Here is an 18,245-nt window from a genome sequence, read left to right as displayed (position 1 = left end):
TAACGTTAGGTTGTTTTTATTGTTTTGATTACATGGCATAAGTGAACCCCAAGTAGTATTCACGGCCAAAATATTGAATAGTGCCGGTTTTGTTTTCCGTGCCGAAATAACTTTTAGTGGGTTCGTCAGTTAAGTTGTTCACTTGGAACAACACACCAAGACCATCTGTGACTTGGTATGACGCTTGGTAATCGATAACCGTCTCACCATCAAAATTCACCACTTGCTCGTTTATCGCGACTTGCTCTGACACAAACTCATCTCGGTAGCGACCACTTATGCGTGTTTCAAAACCTTCATAGGAATAAAATAACGTCGCACTGACAACATTGTTTGAAAGGCCTGGTAAATCTTGAGTGGCTGTATCGCCACCTAAGTTGGTAATTGATTGCACTTCTGATTCTGTGTAGGAGTAACTGGCATTAAAGCCAAGCCCAGACCAACCAGCAGGCAATGATGCAAACACTTGGGTATAGGCTAATTCAAGCCCTCTGATATAACCGCCCTCTGCGTTATTCACTGCGGTGGTATATGTGCCGTTTGTGGTTTCAATTTGCTCACCACTGTCTTCGTCAACAATGTAATCAGGCACGTTGAAGCCATTGCCTTTAAAGTCAAAATTTTCAATGGCAATCGTATCGATAAAGGAGTCGATGTTTTTATAGAAGAGCGCAGCAACCACTGCGCCTTCATCAAAGTAGTACTCATAAGATAAGTCATACTGATCAGCATAAAATGGCATTAAAAACGGGTTATTGGTACTTGAGCCATTGATTTCACCATCATCAGAAACTGATGCACTAATATCACCAGCAAGACGGTTAATTGGCGGGCGCGACATCACTTTTGCCGCAGCAAAACGCACTTGTGAGTCGTCTGTTACTTTGAAGTTTAAGTTAATTGATGGCAGGTAATCGGTGTAATCCACACCTTGTACCGTAGGTGCATAGTTTTGGTTAATAATACCAATTTCATCGGTAATATTTTGCGCACCTAAAGTTGGGTCACCTTCAACGTTTTGAAGCATAGTGGCAGATTGATCGGTATTCACCACTCGAACACCAAAGTTACCAGTGATCGGTAGTCCACCGATTTCAGTATCAATGTTAGCCATTACGTAACCCGATAAGACTTCTTCGTATACGTCGCCACTTTGCAACACTGACCATGAGTAGTTGGTGGTATAACCTTGTTCGTCAATAACTCCAGCAGCATTACCCCAAGTTTGCACGGGTTGCGGCGTGCCATCAGGGAACCAGGCATTGAGGGCTTTATCTAAATCAATCGCTAAATACGATGGAAAATAAGAGAAATCACCTTCCCAATCAACCACTGTGGTCATGTCGTCTGTGAGTTTTAAAGGCGGCTCAGTTTTAGAAAATGCACCATCATTACCGTATTCAAATACCGAGCGGTCATTTGAATAAGTTCGGTCAGAATAACGTGCGCCAAACTCAACACTCGAGATAAAGTCATTATCTAGCTCGTAGGTAAAATCAACGCGATATGCTTTGACTTCATCTTCATTTTCAAATGGGTAGATACCGTACTTACTGACCATTACTCGGTCAATATCTGAAAACGCATCCGCTTGATTAAAACCTACATCTGGCAGGTCTAGGCCATTTAACAAATAACTAATTGACACATTTTCATCAAATATTGGCGCATCAGCATTGGCATCAACAGCCACGTTTGACCAAAGTAGACCGTTACGGAAATCACTCTTAGCTGCGGATAAGGACACATCAACATTCACGTTCAAACGTTCTGTCACTTGCCAGTCAGCATTGATACCAAAGCTATCTACTTCATCAAAGTCTTGGTTATCATCGTTGACAATTTCGACTCGGGTATAACTTTTTGAAGTACGATTAAATGTGCCACCAACAACTGAGTTGCCATCATAAGTTGGGTTTGACACGCTAGCACTTGAACCACCAAATTTAGTACGAAAGCCGCGAGCAAAAGATTCACTATCAAAGCGCGACATAAAGGCATCAGCTTTTAAAACGAAATTATCAACTGGCGCCCATTCAATGGCTGCCATATAACCATTTCGGGTCTCAACACCACCTAAATGCTGAACTTCAAAACCTTCGCTGATATATTCATTCGCTGGATTATCTTCTGGGCCATTGATGTCACCATCAATGCCATCAACATCTTTAGAATCATTGTATGCAAGGCCAATAAATTGCGTCGCGACACTGGGTTGCTCAAGCCTTGCATATCCAACAGCCACCCCTAAGGTATCTTCTAAGAACTTACCTTGATACGAGAAGCTTAAGCGATGACCAAACTCTTCTGCGCCAAACACTTCGTCAGCGCGGTCGTTATACATGCCACGAACATTAGCTGTAAAGTTGTGTTGTTTTTCTTTGCTTAATGGGCTGACGGTAGTAAGTTCAACCGTACCCGCTACACCACCTTCGATGAGTGATGCTTTTGGCGATTTATAAACTGCAGCTGAACTGATTAACTCTGAAGGATATTGGTCAAACTCAATACTACGTGAACCACTTGTCGATACCTGCTCACGCCCATTTAAAGTTGAAAAGACAAAGCCTCCAGACATACCACGAATATTGATTTCTGCCGCTTGGCCACCTGTACGTACCGCTGAAATACCCGGTAGTCGCGTTAATGCATCAGCCATTGATACATCAGGCAGTGCACCTAAGTCATCTGCTGATAGTTGCTCAGAAACGGTATCCCCATAGCGTTTTGAGTTGAGAGAATCAATTAAGCTGCGACTATATCCAGTCACATTAATCCGTTCGATATCTGTGTCTTCTTCCACAGCCTCAGGGTTAGATTCTGCTAACACATTGGTAGGTGCCGTGCTTTCAGTCGCTTGGACTTCAACATCAGCTGTTGATGACTGGACTGATTGTGTTTTTACCTCATCGGCTGCCAAAGCCTGACTAGGAGTTAATATAAAACTGACTCCTGCCGCCGCTAGCGCTAGCGATAAAACACTAGGTTTACAATTGAACATTGAGTTTCCCCTCACCTTACTGACTTTATAGTCACCCAACATTCAGTTATACGACTCAGACTAATGGAATATCAGGCATTATTATTTGGTTATAGTAGTCATGGATAAGTATTCGTCTCAATTTATTGCATACGTATTCATAACATTCGATTAACAATTAAGACTATTAAATGAAGGCTAAGAGGATGAAAAATCGGATAAAAACTATCCAAATAAATATTGCAAAGGAATTTTTACTCTAGGCTAGTCTTTAAATATCTAAGCTTTAGTAGATTTCATCAGTCACTTAGGTAAAATGCTTGTTCAGCGAAAAATATCTAGGCAAATGCTTTTACATCATTTGATGTTTTACTCAAAAAAGCTTATCTAAATATTTGAAATTGTTAATAAAGGATTTTTAGATGGGTTTTAAGTTAACGGTAAAGTGGCAAGCGGATCACTTTGAGCATACTGCACCAGAATTTAACCGAGACCACCAAATTGAGTTCGGTTCAGGACAAGTGGTTAATGCTTCTTCAGCGCCAGAATACAAGGGTAATGAAGCTAAGGTAAATCCTGAAGAGAGTTTGTTGGCAGCATTATCCTCATGCCATATGTTAACTTTTTTAGCCATAGCTCATCTAAAACGGCTCACTGTTGAAACTTACACTGACAACGCCAAGGCCGAGTTAGGTAAAAATGAATCGGGAAAATTATCTGTGACTAAGATGTGTCTTAATCCACAAGTAATATTTGCTGATGGTGTAGAAGTGAGCCAAGAAGTCCTGCAAAAGATTCACGATAAAGCGCATGCCAATTGCTTTATTGCCAATAGTATTAACTCTGAAGTAGAGATTAATCTGTAACTAGTTTAGCTGCGATAAACACTTGAAAAGCCACTCAATTGAGTGGCTTTTCAATATGGAAATGTAAGTCTAGTCATTAACCCATATCATGAGCTTAATTCGTAAACTTATTTAGGAAAACAGGAAGTGAGCCTGTGTTTTGAACCTGTGTTTTGAGCCTGTGTTTTGAGAAAGTGTTTTGAGTAAGTGTCTGACTCAAAGTTTAACTCAGTGTTTTGACTGAACCTTAGGGCTCATTTTTTGCTGTTCACTATAGTCCATAAACATCTTACGATATTCATTATTGACCATTGTCCACATAACAAGACCAAACAAAAAACCAGCCGCGGGGTAGATCATTAGCGCTTGAGTAAATGAGTTGACTAATTGGGTGTTCATGACGAAATGGTCGATAACAAAGATAATAAAAGCCGTTGAAATTCCCCAGCCCAATACGCCGTGTAGAAAAACAAATCGCCACTTTCCGCCCGCAATCAACGACTCGAGTTTTACTTGTTTTGAATAACTAAAGTCACTCATATCCATCCTTAGATTTGAATTCTATTTCCATTTTTTAGGGTTATATTCATCTTGCTCTGACGACAATAATGAATCAACCTTTTGGCTTACAGGCCAAACTTTAACGCTTAAACTACATAAAATAAAAGCCGCTGTCGACTACTTTTTCGACAGCGGATTTTCATTAGAAATGCTGCAAAATATTTACTGCGGCAAGATATCTTTCGCAGCGCCAGTCTCAGGGATTGGTAGTGCTTTTAACGGTAAAATAGGCGTCTGCACCATTTCATCTTTTAGGTAACTAATAGCTTTATTGAGCTGAGCATCAACACCACTGAAGGTGGCATAAGGTAAGTTATCGACTTCAATATCTGGTGTCACCCCAAAACCTTCAACAATCCAACGTCCATCCATTGCATATTGTGGGTATTCAGCCACACGTGCCATGCCTTTATCTGTAAGACGGTTTCGACCTGAAAGCCACACACCTGCTCCCGCTGTTTGCTTACCAATCACAGGGGCAATACCTAAGGCTTTAATCCCTGCAGAAAAGGTTTCTCCATCGGAATACGTCATTTGATCAGCTAACACGACTAAATGCCCTCTGAAGGTCTGCTGCATATTGGTACTAGCAGACCCATGTGTTGGCTGCCAAAATGCCCACGCACGGCGCAGTAGTTTCTCAATAATCCAACTATCAATATTGCCGCCTCGGTTACGACGAACATCGATGATTAAGCCTTCTTTATCATAGTTGGTATAAAATTCACGGGCGAAACTTTCAATGTCACCCGATCCCATAGCATATAAGTGTAAGTAGCCCATTTTGCCGTCGCTGGCTTCGGTCACTTTAGTGGCATTGTTATTGACCCAATCTAAATAACGTAATTTTGCGTCGGTGTTATTTTCATGAGGAACCACAATCGTGCTATGGCTGCGTTTACCGCGCTTTAACTCTAGTAATACTTGTTTTTTGGCTTGGTTTCTAAGCCCTTGGGTCACTTCTGCAATATTAGTGACTGGTTTGCCGTTAATCGCCAAAATAATATCACCTTCTTTAGCATCAACTTCGATACGTGCTAATGGTGATGCTTGGCTTGGTAACTCAGGATCATTTTGATAAATATGGCTTATCACTATGCCTTTTGAAGTTTGCGTTAATCGCGCGCCTAAACTTGCTCCTGTTGCAGTGTCATTTTTAGCAATGTCGCCCCCCCTGACTTGTGAGTGCAAAGCGTCCAGTTCACCCATCATTTGTTTGAAAATGTCATTTAGTTCATTTCTGTCGGTCAGCCTTGCTAGCAAAGGTTGGTACTTTTTCTTTATTTCAGCCCAATCTTTACCACGCATGTTTTTGTCATAAAATGAATCTCGGTGCATTAACCAGGCATCTTCAAAGATTTGTTGCCACTCTTGCATTGGCGATATGGCTAATTGCCACTGAGCCGTATCTACTTTGGTGTTTTTAAGCTCAGCAGGCAGTTTATCGCCCGCTGCAACTATGTGTAATTCACTCGGATTAGACTGCTTAGTAATCAGCAGTTTTTCACCATTAGCAGACACCTGGTAATCAGCGATATCAGCAGCAAACTCGCTAACGTCTGCAGATAAGTGATCAAACTTAACTAATTTCAAACTGGTTTTGTTTGCATGAGTGTCTAGCAAGTAGAACTTATCTTTTAACACAGTCAATTTGTCATAATTACCCGCAGCAATAGGCACTTGCCATAGTCGCTGTTTAATCCCTTTCCAATCCACTTTAGCCTTTTTAGTGGTGTTCTCTTCATCATCAGAAGTAGCAGCTAATTGCGCTGCATTAAGCTCGGTTGGTTTAACAAATGGAAACAGGGCTTTTTCATTTAATGCGATAGCAAAAACTTGTGTCCGTTTATCAAAAATCGGCCCCATATTTCTATCACCCCAAGGCGACCCCGGTGTGGCATCAAAGTGACGATTCGATAAGAAATATAACCACTGCCCATCAGGACTGAAACTTGGCGAGTACGACTCATACTTATCACTGGTTAGTGATGTAGACTTTTCTTCAGATAAAGAATAAAGCACGATTTGCGGTCGCTGCTTACCGATTTCAGCTTTCGTTACCGCAATAAGTTGGCTGTTAGCAGACCAAACGATATTAGGGTATTCACCTAATCCTTCGCCGTTAGTAATGATTTTTTGATTGTTACCTTTTTTCAAATCTAGCAACCAAACATTGCCATCATAATCATCGTGAGCAATATAGCGGCCATCAGGTGATAAATGTAAGCTAGTGCGAAGGCTACTGCCATCTTTGGTTAACTGCTTAGCCCCTTTGGTGCCATCAGCTGGGAATTGCCATATTTCTTGCTGACCTGATGCATCACTGATGCCGTATACCCACTTGCCATCAACGCTTAATACGCCGTCTCGAATACGAGATTCAGCAGGACTTTGAATCTGCACTAATCGGCTGCCATCATGGCTGGCAACTGCAACATGGCTTCTTGCTGTTATAACCGCTTTGTCACCTTTCGCGGCAAACTCGACAGAGGTCGCGAATTCCATCGGATCGTTTATCCAATTTTCACGGCGATGAGGGAAATCAGAAGTCAAACTGACATTAATGATTGATGAGTTTTGATTAGCAATATCAAACACTTTTAAATCTGCACCGTGTTGGAAAATAACTCGGCCTTGATCTAGGGTCGCATCACGTACTTGCCATTCATTGAACTTGGTGTGCTGCTTAATATCACTGCCATTAAGCTGCATTGACCAGATGTTGTCATTGCCTGATTGGTCACTGACAAAATACAATCTTTGTTGCCACAGCATAGGTTGTCTTACTGAACCTTGATGCGCAGTTGTTAGTTTTTGCGCTTCATTTTCGCTGCCAAGCTCGAAGCGCCAAATCTCGCCCAGTGCTCCACCTCGGTAAACTTTGGCATTGTCGCCGCTGGCCTGTAAGCCAAACTGGGTGAAGTATACGTACTTACCCTGTTCATCTATCGTACCTTCAATCGCATCTGCAAGCGGTAAATCCGTTACAGCCAATGAGTTAGGGTTAACGGTTTTCAATACCCAATAATTCGCTGGGCCATGGGCATTGTCTGTTGAGTAAAGCACTTCTCCTGAAGCAGTCCAGCCTTGTAATCTGACACGGCTGTTTTCAAAACTTACCCGTTTGGCTACTCCTCCGCCAATTGGCATAACATAAACTTCTGTCGCCCCGTCATAATTCGCGGTATAGGCTAGCCATTGTCCATCTTTAGATATTGTCGCGTCTAACTCTTCAGCCGCTTGAGTGGTGATGCGTTTAGCGTTTGTTTGATTTAACTGACTGGTCCACAAGTCGCCTTCTGCGGTAAAGACCACGGTTTGGTCATGCAAGGCAGGGGCTCGGTAATAACCTTGATTGTTTGTATCGAGCGCAAAAGTTGAAGTACTGCATAAACCTAATGCCAGTAAACATGCAGTAACTGAGTGGCGAAGTTTCATAGTCAGAAAAATCCTTGTAAATATTATTATTTTCAAGGACTCAAATTAGCAAATAAATGGTTAATAAGCAGCAGTAAAATGGAGGAAAACATCATTTAAATGATAGGAAATTGTAACCAAATTAATGTTTAATGCGACAGAAGATGTTCTGTTGAATAAAATTCTTATATATCAATATCTAAAGCAATATTCACGACTAATGGTTCATAAGCAGCCCAGCGTTATCAATCTTGGTAACACTGGGCTATGGAATGCATCACTGTTTTACTGGGATGTTAATTGCTGTTTTAGTTTTTTGAAAGCATCATATTGCGGGTGCTGTGGATTAACAATATTCGGAAATCGTTGTTCGATAGTGATCATATAACGTTCCGCTTGAACATAATCTTCTGATTCGACCAATTCACTGAGCTGCATGACGGCCTTTTCTGCAGAATCAACATGCATTCTAGGGGCTGTTCGATCAAGTTCAGTGCGATTTCGCTCAATGTCAGTACGTTCAAGTCTAGGTTCGGTAGATGATGAAGATGTAAGTGCTTCGCCTACACTAACCCCTTCTGCAGACTCCATTTTCATTTGACCACGAACGCCAGCTTTATTGGTTTGCGGGATTTGTGCATCAAACCCTTGTACACGAGCCTGTGGCATAGGGGTATTTTTGCTCTCACTCATATAAGCTGCTACTGACGATGTTACTCCGGTTGCGTCCATAACTGGCGCTTTTACAGTTGCCGGTTCTGCTGTTTGAACAGGTGCTATTTGAACAGGTGCAGCCATTTGAACAGGAGTTGCTACATCAGACATAACAGGAACACTGTCATCAAGTTCCGACACTGCATGTTGTTTGAATTCTGGGTTAAGTAACATCACTGAAGCAATAAGCATCACAGAAGCTGCACTTGATATGGGCAAGCGATGCTTTTTCCAAAAACTTAATTGGACAAGATTACTTTTCTCGGCAGTATTCACATTATTTTTTAATGAAGATGCCTGAGTCGCTTTCGCTTGCAATAAAATAGCGGCATCAATTGCGGCTGAAGGCCGTTCAAGGGCTTGCTGCTTATAGAGTGCTGAGATTTCTTGCTGTAAGGCAATAAACTCTTCATCACTCATTGCATCTTTATCTGTCTTATGACGATCAGTCATGTGTTACCCCTTGCCATTTAGCGGCAACGCATTGCTTAATGCTTTGATAGGCATATCGAATACGGCTTTTAGTGGCTTCTAAAGTGACATCAGCAATATCACTAATTGCGGCTGCGGTTAACCCTAATTCGATATTAAGTAAAAAAGCCTCTTTTTGAACTGCAGGTAAACTGGCTACACAGGACTTAAGTAATTTGGCTTTTTGTTCATCTTCAAGCTGCTCATCAGGACGGCCATGAGCATGCTCATTATTAATACTGGCATCAAAGTTATCCATAGTCTCGTCTCCCATATCTGCAGCTTCATCAAGCGGTTTAACCGCTCTAACATGATCGATTAATAAATTATGGGCGATGCGATATAACCAAGTAGTGAACTTGGCTGTAACTTGATAATTACCCGCTGCATTTATCACTTTGCCCCAGGTATCTTGATACAAGTCTTCAGCCAATGATTTTTGGCTCAACTGGCGAACAAAATAGCGATATAACGGGCCTTTATGCTTAGAATATAACTGCTCAAATGCCGCAGTATCACCTTGCTGATAATTCAACATGAGTTGCTCATCTGATATTCCCATTGCACTATCAGAGCTTTGCTTATTCGAGTCTGGCTTATTCGAATCGCTGTTATTTGAATCTAAGTCTTTCACTCAGGCTACCTGGCTTATTTGCTGTTTTAATTGCATTAAACCAGTTTGCCCAGCCCAGCAGTTATTGTCTACTAAATATGATTATTTACCGGTAAAGGCTTAGGAACAGGTTCAATAACTGGCTTTACAGGCAATATCAATTTTTGTTTTCCCTCAGGTAGCTCACCGGCATGTTTAGATTTTATTGGATACGGCATTGGATAAGGCTCCAGCTCATGTGGCGGTACCACCTGTTTTTTACTGCGCGCATCCTTGAATTTACTGTCTGAGGCAATAACGGCTACAGACTTGGCTATCGCAATGAACTCTGTGCGTTCGCCATCGAAATCTTCACCTTTTGAACCTTCAGCAATTTCAATCAGTTGTTGGTAATCGAAGTCATGCACATAATTATTCATGTTCATTAACTGCCCTAAGCCTGCGACTGCAGCTGCGAATCTAAATTCGTTACTTGTGTGTTCAAAAAACTTCTGCTGCTGATGAATATCAATAGGTTGCGGCTTGATTAATTTTTGCCCTGATGTCGAGCGTGCATCGGACAAGGATAACGTGGCTAACTCATTGGCACTGTATTTGTTAATGATTGAATCATTGTTCGAGTGATTGATAGAGCTATTGATATAGTTATTGGGCTGATTTTCAATAGATTCATTAAATCTAAGCTCATAAAGCGCCACATACTGGCGACGATAACTGAGCTTCATTGTTCTTGGGTGCGATGAGGTTTGATGCGCATTTTCAAAGCCTATCAAACGGTATTCTGACACGAGTCTTGGGTTAAAGTTAACCGTCGCTTGTAACCAATTAAAGCCAAGTGCCGCTTTATCACTGGCCTCTTTAGTTAACTCAATATTGATTAACAATAATTCTGTATCACGGTTATAAGGGGATGGTGCAAGTTCTGTTGCCAACACATAGTTATTGGACAAGAGCACGACATCATTAACATTGTGGGAAAATAGATAATCAAAGCGATTAATCAACTGATGACTCGCCACTTGATTGCGGTATGGTAAGGTATTTTTATTCACCGCTTGGGTTAATAATTCATAGTCATCACGGTTTGACATAAAACTAAATCGTGACACAGGGGTTTCGCCTGTCACCATATTTCCGCCATGACCGCTGAGGGTTAAGTTACCTTGGTAATAGCCTGGTTTAACCGGTGGGTAAGAAGGCTTCTTAGGTAATGAAATAGGGTCAATACTAACGGCTTGTACTTTTTCACTTTTAGCGATTTGCTGAATTTCTTCAGCGTTGACGCACATTGAAGTCGCTAACATCGCGGTTAAAGTCGCGAGGTAACATTGATGTTTGAACCCATTTCGATTTTGCTTTGTCATATTAAGCCTCATTACCAAAACGTTGATTGATACCAACCTTATTAGTAATAACGTAACAAAAATCAAAAAGGGTTATTTATTTTAATCTTTTTCAGTTCACCTGAGATTAAAGAGTAATTCCAGTTCTGGGATTAAAATGGCTTTCTCGGCATCACCAAAAAAATCATCATGCATTCTAATAAACGCTTCTTGAAAGCTTTGCTGCGCCATAACGCGATCAATTTCAGCAGTTATCTTATCGCCTTTATCACCTTTAGAGCAGGCAATATAGCCGTAAATAGGCTGTTCAACGTGGCGAATAGGTATCGAAATATAATCAAGAGATTTGTTGTTATCACGTAAATAAGCATCCACCACTTCACTATATTCAATCACCCCAAGTACCCTTTCAGCCTTGAGCATCTCAATTAACTTATTAGAGGAGCTAACACCACCACGAACATAAAATTCATGAGGTCTTTTAGTTATTTGTTGATCAATGTACTCGCCATAGGCTCTGTCTTTGACTACACCTATCTGCGCCTGTGTGTTTGCCGGCATATTGGCTAAATCTAATTGCTGTGCAAAAATCTGCTGATTTTTAGCGAGCACAATTAATCTCAATGGTGGGTAAATACTGATGGGGTAATGTGAAAAGCTTGCAACTTCAAGTCGTTCGGGGGTTTTAATCTTATTAAACATGCAACTATTTTGCTGTTTAGACAGCTCTAACCAACCACGAGTCATACTGACTTGCTGCTGTTCAAACGACAACTGGTTATCACTAAATGCAGTGAGTAAAGAAAGCACTTCCATTTCTTCATTACCAGCAATAGACACAATCGTCTCATCTACTTCCGTCAACATAACAGCCTGTACAGTTGCGTAAGAAGGTTGATTTATAATAATAAAAAACAATGTAATGTAAAAAACTAGTCCCTTAGTCTTTAACCTTTGGAATGCCATAGATTGCCTCCGAGTTTAAAGCCTATGTGGTTAACATTAGAGGAGAGTTTTAGCATTCGCAATCAGAAACTGAGTTTCAGCCGCAGAAAACACTGAAAAGCAGCCAAAATAAAGCCAACATGATATTATCTAGCCCCTTTTTTATAGCGAGCTTTCAGCAAGTTATAAACCCTGTGCCCTACACAGGGTAAAAGTAAAAATAACCTAATAATATAAGTGTGTTAAGGAGTTATCATGCAAGCCCTTGTTGCCGTAGTAATGGGATCTAAGAGTGATTGGCCGACCATGGAAGCCGCCGCAGAAATTATGGATAAGCTTCAGGTGCCATATCATGTTGAAGTTGTCTCAGCGCATCGCACTCCTGACAAACTAATGGATTTTGCAAGTACCGCTGCAGATAAAGGCTATAAAGTCATTATTGGTGGTGCCGGTGGTGCAGCACATTTACCAGGTATGATAGCGTCAAAAACTCGCTTACCTGTGCTAGGTGTCCCAGTGCAAAGTAAAGCGCTTTCAGGTATGGACAGCTTGCTTTCAATAGTACAAATGCCAAAAGGTATTGCTGTTGGTACGTTAGCTATTGGCACAGCTGGTGCGTTCAATGCAGGTTTATTAGCAAGCCAAATCTTGGCCGTTACCGATGCTGAACTTGCAGCTCGTTTAGATGCATTCCGCGAAGATCAAACTAACACGATTCTTGATAATCCAGATCCGAGGGAAGCTTAATGTCTAAGCAGGACTCTCAGTCAAACACGCAAACACCAGCAAAACAACACAATGTTTGGGTATTAGGCGATGGCCAATTAGGCGCGATGTTATCTCATGCAGGCCAGCCACTAGCGATTAATGTTCGCCCAGTGGATATCATGACGCCATCAGATGAGCGTTTACCGCTACAGGGTACTGATATCATTACTGCTGAACGCGAACAATGGCCTGAATCAAGCTTGAGTTTACAATTAAGCGAACACCCGCATTTTATTAATGGCCATGTATTTGGCCGTTTAGCAGATCGCTTTACTCAAAAAAGCCTATTAGATGAGTTATCAGTGCCGACTTCCCCTTGGGAATTGGTCGATGACAACACTCAAACTGAGGCATTACATCAGCAATACGGTGATCGGGTTTTATTAAAGCGCCGTACTGGTGGTTATGATGGCAAAGGTCAACATTGGCTAAAACAAGCTGAAGCAACTGACATTCCTGCTGACTGGCGTAACGAAGCCATTGCAGAGCAAGCCATCAACTTTGATGAAGAAGTATCGATTGTTGGTGTGAGAACCCAAACTGGCGAATGTGTTTTTTACCCACTCACACTTAACTTGCATCAAGACGGCATTTTAATGGCCTCTATTGCACCGTTAACTCGTCTCGACCATCTTCAACCACAAGCTGAAACAATGCTGACCAGTGTTATGGACGAGCTTGAATATGTGGGTGTGATGGCGATGGAGTGTTTCAGAGTCGGTGATAAACTGCTCGTTAACGAACTTGCTCCTCGCGTTCATAATTCTGGGCATTGGACTCAATCAGGTTGCCACATTAACCAATTTGAATTACACCTTCGTGCACTGTGTGGATTACCTATCCATAAGCCACAAGTTAACTTCCAGTGTGTCATGGTTAACTTAATTGGTGTCGATAAAGATGACCGCTGGTTAAGCCTGCCTAATGCAGAGTTATTTTGGTATAACAAAGAAGTGCGAGTTGGCCGCAAGGTGGGACATCTTAATCTTTCAGCACACAGTAACGATATGGTTAATGACAGTATTGGCCAACTGCAGCAATGGATGCCACAGCAATATCAGGCACCATTAGCATGGATTTTAGACGAGTTTAGTCGCTAGAATTGACTTAATATTTTGCACAAAAAAGGAGCCTAAGGCTCCTTTTTTTATGAATCCGTCAAACCGACTAGATGCACACTCTTGTGAGAACTTGCTCCAAGTTTTCTGAGCTGGCTTTTTGCTGCTGCGCTCTATTTGAAATGGCCTCAAGGTTTAATTGCACTTCATGGCTTAAGCGAGAGATTTCAATTGCACGGGTATTAATACTCCCTGTTGAAGTTTGCTGGCCTTGAATACTGTAAGTCATGTTACCGGCAACCGTATCTAGCTGCTGAAATGCCCTTCCAATATCAGCAAATGCCTGAGTCACACGCTGACATTGCATTAAACTTTCTTGGGTAACCCGTTGGCTTTCACCAATAGCATTTACAGCATTACCGGCTTTAGCCTGCAACTCGAGTACAATGGATTGGATCTCAACGGTCGACTCTTGAGTACGATGCGCCAATGCTCGAACCTCGTCAGCAACCACTGCAAAACCACGCCCTTGCTCGCCAGCCCGTGCTGCCTCAATAGCCGCATTAAGCGCTAACAAATTAGTTTGCTCTGCAATGCTTTTAATCACTTCTAGTACATTACCGATTTTTTGGCTATCACTGTTCAGTAGATCTAAATCAGAGACCATACTTTCAATACCGTTAGCAAATGTGGTCATTGAGTTTTGATTATTTTGCGCATCATCTGAACCTTGCGCTAATAGCTCTGTAACTTGAACTGAGGTGGACTTAAGTTCATCAGCATTATTTGACAGCTCATCGGCTGTGAGCATGATTTCAGTGAGTGATGCGGTAATTTGCTCGTTCTCATCGGTGCTTTTGTTGACCGAAGACTCAGCAGCCCCCATTTGCGAAGCAAGCTCATAAGAGCCCTCTTTTACGTCGTTGGCATCACTGCGAATATTATCAATTACCGACTTTAAGTCTTCAATGAACTCACTGAGACTATTAGTAATATGAGCAATTTGATCATCACCATGATCTTTAATTGGTTTATCGGGCGCCGTTTCGGTACTGATAACCAAACTAAGATAATGGCTTAAATCATTTAACCGTTTTTGTATTTGCTGTTTAAACAAATACACACCGAGGATTAATTGCGCTAACCCTAAACTGATTAATAGACAAACAAGATAAGTTTTTGAGACTTGTGCGGGTGAAAACAGAGATACAACAATGGCCAGCAGCACTAACGAAATTAATGGTAAAAGTAATTTCGTCTGCAATTTATTATCATTATGGTTTTGCATATAGAGTTCCGAAAACAATTTTTATGATACGAATCTAACAGTTCTTATTATGGTTTTTAGGGTTCATCTTTGAGTTAATAGCGTGTTCAACAGCACTAAATTAACACAATATCTACATTTGTTATCGGAAGATAGTCAGGAAAGTTTAGTGTTATTCTGAATAGAATCATAAATTAATGACATAAAAAAGCCCCGACAATGCGGGGCAAGTTGTTAAGCTCAGCTTAACCGAAAAACAAACGCCATAACCATGAAGAATCTAAATCCTCTTTACAGGTTCGGTATTGTTGAGCATAGGTTTTAGAACGGGCGTCAACACGATCAGCCACAGGCCCTAACCAAGCTTTAGCCTTATAAGTGCCACGTTTATAACCGCCCCAACCTTCGTGGTAATTCAAATATTGATTCTTGGCATCCCATTTTGAAACGCCATTAATTTTATGGGTTTTGTAAATAAACCATCCCATAAAGTCCATCGCGTCATCAAAGTTACTGCGACTCGACCAAGAGTTCCCAGTTTCACGCACGTAATCATCCCAAGTCATGGTTTTAGCTTGAGCATAACCATAAGCATCACTGGCTCTGCCTGTTGGGATAAAACCTAAAAAGTATTCCATTGGCGGCGCGGCATTATGCTTAAACGAACTTTCTTGATACATCATGGCTAACGGGACATGCACAGGTACTCCCCATTTATCACGGGTATTGACTGCGGCTTTATACCAAGAGCGATTCTCTTGGAATATAGAACATAAATTATCAGGTTCTTTAGGCGGTGGTGTAGCGCAGCCTGCAAGTTGCAGAAGAATAACGGTGCTAAAAGCACGGAAAAACCACTTCATAAAAGCCCTTAAATCAACGGAATACAAACTCAATCATAGGGCTAGATTTTCACATCTATGAAGTACAGATGCAATCGGGTTTACCATAAAATTAGCCATAAGCCTTACTTGAACATAAGGCGACGCGGTTACAGTTCAAATGAATGGTTTAGAATGGTGTACGAATAGAAAGTGTACGAATAGAAAATGCGCGCAAGCTTACTCCATTGGGTTGGCAAACGCACACTCATAAGATTCTTTTTTCCAGACAACTGGTTGCCAATAATCTGTATTTAATCCGTTGTAGACTTTATCTAGCTTAAATTCAGCGGCTAAGTGATAACGCTGCTCTCGTTCAACCTCAACCAGGATAGTTTTAGTCTGTCGAGCAGCTAATTTAACTTTCAGTTCCGGCGATTCAATTAACTCAGCAACAGTAAACTGATGTTCACCTGCTGGTAATTTATAATATGGACGTGAAATAACTGGTTTACCGTTAAGGTGCGTTACCACGACACGATATAAACTGTCTGTGACTGGTGGCGTAATATAACTCGCCACTGAACCACAAATCAGTTCATCCTCAGTAGACGTTGCACAGCCTTGCAGCAACACAACCGATATCGCTAGTAACGCAATGTTTCTCATTGATTCACTGCTGTTGCAGGTTCAGCTAAATCAGCAAAGTAGTCAGCCAAAAACTCATCAAATCCTACAGAAGGTTGGGTTTCAACGTCTTTTTGTTGCTGTAGAGATGCTGCAGCTTCTGCTTCATACTCTGCCATAGTCGATTCTGACAATGGGTAATTAGATAAATACTCATGATATTGCTGAGATAATTGTTTCACCCAAACGCCATGGTCAATACCTTGATTAACCACATCATCAATTACACGACCAGAGATTGTTTTGCTTGGATCGTTAATCGCCGCATGCCACTGCGTTAACGCATCTTGGTATTGTGTGCCTTCACCATCAAGTAATTTAGCAATTCTTGTCATGGGCTCAAAAATATCATTTAACCACTCATTCAAGGCAACTTGTTGACCATTACGGCTCAATGCTAAGCCTGGTTTACGACCTTCAAGCACAACCGCCTTAAGGTTTGCAGCAATTTCAGCTTCAGCCGATACATCGGTTTTCTCTGAAGACAACAACAAGCAATACAACAAGAATAAATCGAGGAACTTGACCTGACTAGCATCAATCCCGATTGGGCTATACGGGTTAACATCAAGTGCACGTACTTCAATATATTCAACCCCAGCTCTAGCCAAAGCCTCTGAAGGTTTCTCACCAGACTTAGCCACACGTTTAGCACGAATAGGCGAGTAAAATTCATTCTCGATTTGCAATACATTGCTGTTAAGTTGGCGATATTCACCGTCAACTTTGACACCTATTTTGGCAAAGCTTTCTGAAGGCATTCTGATGGCTTCACCGACACCATTTAAATACTCAGGTAGTGAGTTGTAGCTAATATTAAGCTGTTCTTGTTCTTGGTTGGTGTAACCTAAATCACTCATACGCAATGACGTTGCATACGGTAGGTATAAGGTGCCTTTACCCGTTGTTTTAAAGTCGAACTCAGTAGACTGACCTTTAATGAAAGAACTACAAAGCCCAGGTGATGAACCAAAAAAGTAAGGCAACACCCAAACCAGGCGGCGATAATTACGGATCATGCCAAAGTAAGACTCTGAGATAAAATCTTGACGTGTTAAGCTTTTATCACTGTTCTCATACAAGCTATCCCATAACTTTTCTGATACTGAAAAGTTAAAATGTACCCCTGCAATAATCTGCATCAGTGGGCCATATCTATGGGTTAAACCTTTACGGTATAAGGTTTTCATTTTACCGTTATTTGAGCTGCCATAACGTGCAATCGGAATATCTTTTTCATCCCCCACATAACACGGCATACTCACAGGCCATAGCGACTGGCCATTCATGTTTTTTACGCTATAGGCATGAGTTTGAGTCAAGCCTTCTAATAAGGTATCAATATTGGTATTAACAGGAGTAATAAACTCAAGCAATGACTCACTGTAATCAGTGGTAATACGAGAATGGGTTAATGCAGAACCTAGCTTTTCTGGGTGGCCATCTTTTGCTAATTGACCTGAGTCATCGATACGTAATGCTTCACGTTCAATACCACGTAGCATGCCAAGTAAAGATTCACGGCCTTCGCCGTTAGAAAGAAGATCGATTGTTTCATTGAATGAATTCAATTTGCTGTTCTCTTATTGTTGCTCGTATTAGCCGTTCACATCCACGACGTTCAAACTGCTAGACCCGATATTAGACGAGATAATTTCCCAAACTGTATAAATAAATACAATTAATGAAATTAATCACATTTTAGCGCCTAATAAAGAAAAAACGGTAACATTTTTATTGTCACCGTTATTAGTT

The 18,245-nt window shown here is 41.3% G+C and carries 14 protein-coding genes; 3 read left to right on the top strand and 11 right to left on the bottom strand.

What is annotated here, in order from left to right:
• Positions 1-28 precede the first annotated feature (28 nt).
• On the bottom strand, positions 29-3,001 hold the full coding sequence (locus L2737_RS05040; protein ID WP_248954972.1) for a TonB-dependent receptor: 2,973 nt from the start codon (positions 2,999-3,001) through the stop codon (positions 29-31).
• 401 nt (positions 3,002-3,402) lie between these two features.
• On the opposite strand from L2737_RS05040, the gene L2737_RS05035 reads away from it, so the two are divergent.
• Positions 3,403-3,846 (top strand): OsmC family protein, encoded by a 444-nt coding sequence (locus tag L2737_RS05035; protein WP_229370104.1) that lies wholly within the window; start codon positions 3,403-3,405, stop codon positions 3,844-3,846.
• Between the two features lie 207 nt (positions 3,847-4,053).
• Here the strand turns inward: L2737_RS05035 and L2737_RS05030 are convergent, their stop codons facing one another.
• The 6 genes from L2737_RS05030 to L2737_RS05005 form a co-directional block, all read right to left on the bottom strand.
• Positions 4,054-4,365: a hypothetical protein gene (locus tag L2737_RS05030; protein ID WP_248954971.1), complete on the bottom strand. Its 312-nt coding sequence runs from the start codon at positions 4,363-4,365 to the stop codon at positions 4,054-4,056.
• Between the two features lie 183 nt (positions 4,366-4,548).
• On the bottom strand, positions 4,549-7,824 hold the full coding sequence (locus L2737_RS05025) for a S41 family peptidase (protein ID WP_248954970.1): 3,276 nt from the start codon (positions 7,822-7,824) through the stop codon (positions 4,549-4,551).
• Positions 7,825-8,088: 264 nt separating this feature from the next.
• The gene (locus tag L2737_RS05020; protein ID WP_248954969.1) at positions 8,089-8,970 is read right to left on the bottom strand and encodes a hypothetical protein; all 882 of its coding nucleotides are present in this window, start codon (positions 8,968-8,970) and stop codon (positions 8,089-8,091) included.
• Positions 8,963-9,550, bottom strand: coding sequence for a sigma-70 family RNA polymerase sigma factor (locus L2737_RS05015; RefSeq protein ID WP_248955117.1), 588 nt, complete (start codon positions 9,548-9,550; stop codon positions 8,963-8,965). Before L2737_RS05015 ends, L2737_RS05020 begins: the two co-directional genes overlap by 8 nt.
• A gap of 143 nt (positions 9,551-9,693) precedes the next feature.
• Positions 9,694-10,965 (bottom strand): YfbK domain-containing protein, encoded by a 1,272-nt coding sequence (locus L2737_RS05010; RefSeq protein ID WP_248954968.1) that lies wholly within the window; start codon positions 10,963-10,965, stop codon positions 9,694-9,696.
• Positions 10,966-11,061: 96 nt separating this feature from the next.
• A complete protein-coding gene (locus L2737_RS05005) occupies positions 11,062-11,811 on the bottom strand; it encodes a transporter substrate-binding domain-containing protein (protein ID WP_248954967.1) in 750 nt (249 codons plus the stop codon).
• Positions 11,812-12,144: 333 nt separating this feature from the next.
• Between L2737_RS05005 and purE the strand changes: the two genes are divergently transcribed.
• Both purE and purK read left to right on the top strand, forming a co-directional pair.
• Positions 12,145-12,636, top strand: a complete 492-nt coding sequence (gene purE, locus L2737_RS05000; protein ID WP_102526501.1) for a 5-(carboxyamino)imidazole ribonucleotide mutase — start codon at positions 12,145-12,147, stop codon at positions 12,634-12,636.
• A complete protein-coding gene (purK, locus tag L2737_RS04995) occupies positions 12,636-13,757 on the top strand; it encodes a 5-(carboxyamino)imidazole ribonucleotide synthase (protein WP_248954966.1) in 1,122 nt (373 codons plus the stop codon). Before purE ends, purK begins: the two co-directional genes overlap by 1 nt.
• Before the next feature lie 67 nt (positions 13,758-13,824).
• Here purK and L2737_RS04990 read toward each other — a convergent pair whose 3' ends face one another.
• The 4 genes from L2737_RS04990 to gshA all read right to left on the bottom strand — a co-directional run bounded on the left by L2737_RS04990 (position 13,825) and on the right by gshA (position 18,061).
• Positions 13,825-15,003: a methyl-accepting chemotaxis protein gene (locus tag L2737_RS04990; protein WP_229370112.1), complete on the bottom strand. Its 1,179-nt coding sequence runs from the start codon at positions 15,001-15,003 to the stop codon at positions 13,825-13,827.
• A gap of 224 nt (positions 15,004-15,227) precedes the next feature.
• The gene (locus tag L2737_RS04985) at positions 15,228-15,845 is read right to left on the bottom strand and encodes a transglycosylase SLT domain-containing protein (protein WP_102526504.1); all 618 of its coding nucleotides are present in this window, start codon (positions 15,843-15,845) and stop codon (positions 15,228-15,230) included.
• Positions 15,846-16,043: 198 nt separating this feature from the next.
• A complete protein-coding gene (locus L2737_RS04980) occupies positions 16,044-16,472 on the bottom strand; it encodes a hypothetical protein (RefSeq protein WP_248954965.1) in 429 nt (142 codons plus the stop codon).
• A complete protein-coding gene (gene gshA / locus L2737_RS04975) occupies positions 16,469-18,061 on the bottom strand; it encodes a glutamate--cysteine ligase (RefSeq protein ID WP_248954964.1) in 1,593 nt (530 codons plus the stop codon). The genes L2737_RS04980 and gshA overlap by 4 nt, the downstream gene beginning before the upstream one ends.
• Between the last annotated feature and the right edge of the window lie 184 nt (positions 18,062-18,245).

Origin of the sequence: Shewanella electrodiphila, from assembly GCF_023283985.1 — a bacterium.
In the GTDB taxonomy this organism is placed as follows: Bacteria; Pseudomonadota; Gammaproteobacteria; order Enterobacterales; family Shewanellaceae; genus Shewanella; species Shewanella electrodiphila.
The sequence above is the reverse complement of the archived record's forward strand: the minus strand, read 5'-3'. Positions and strand labels throughout refer to the sequence as shown.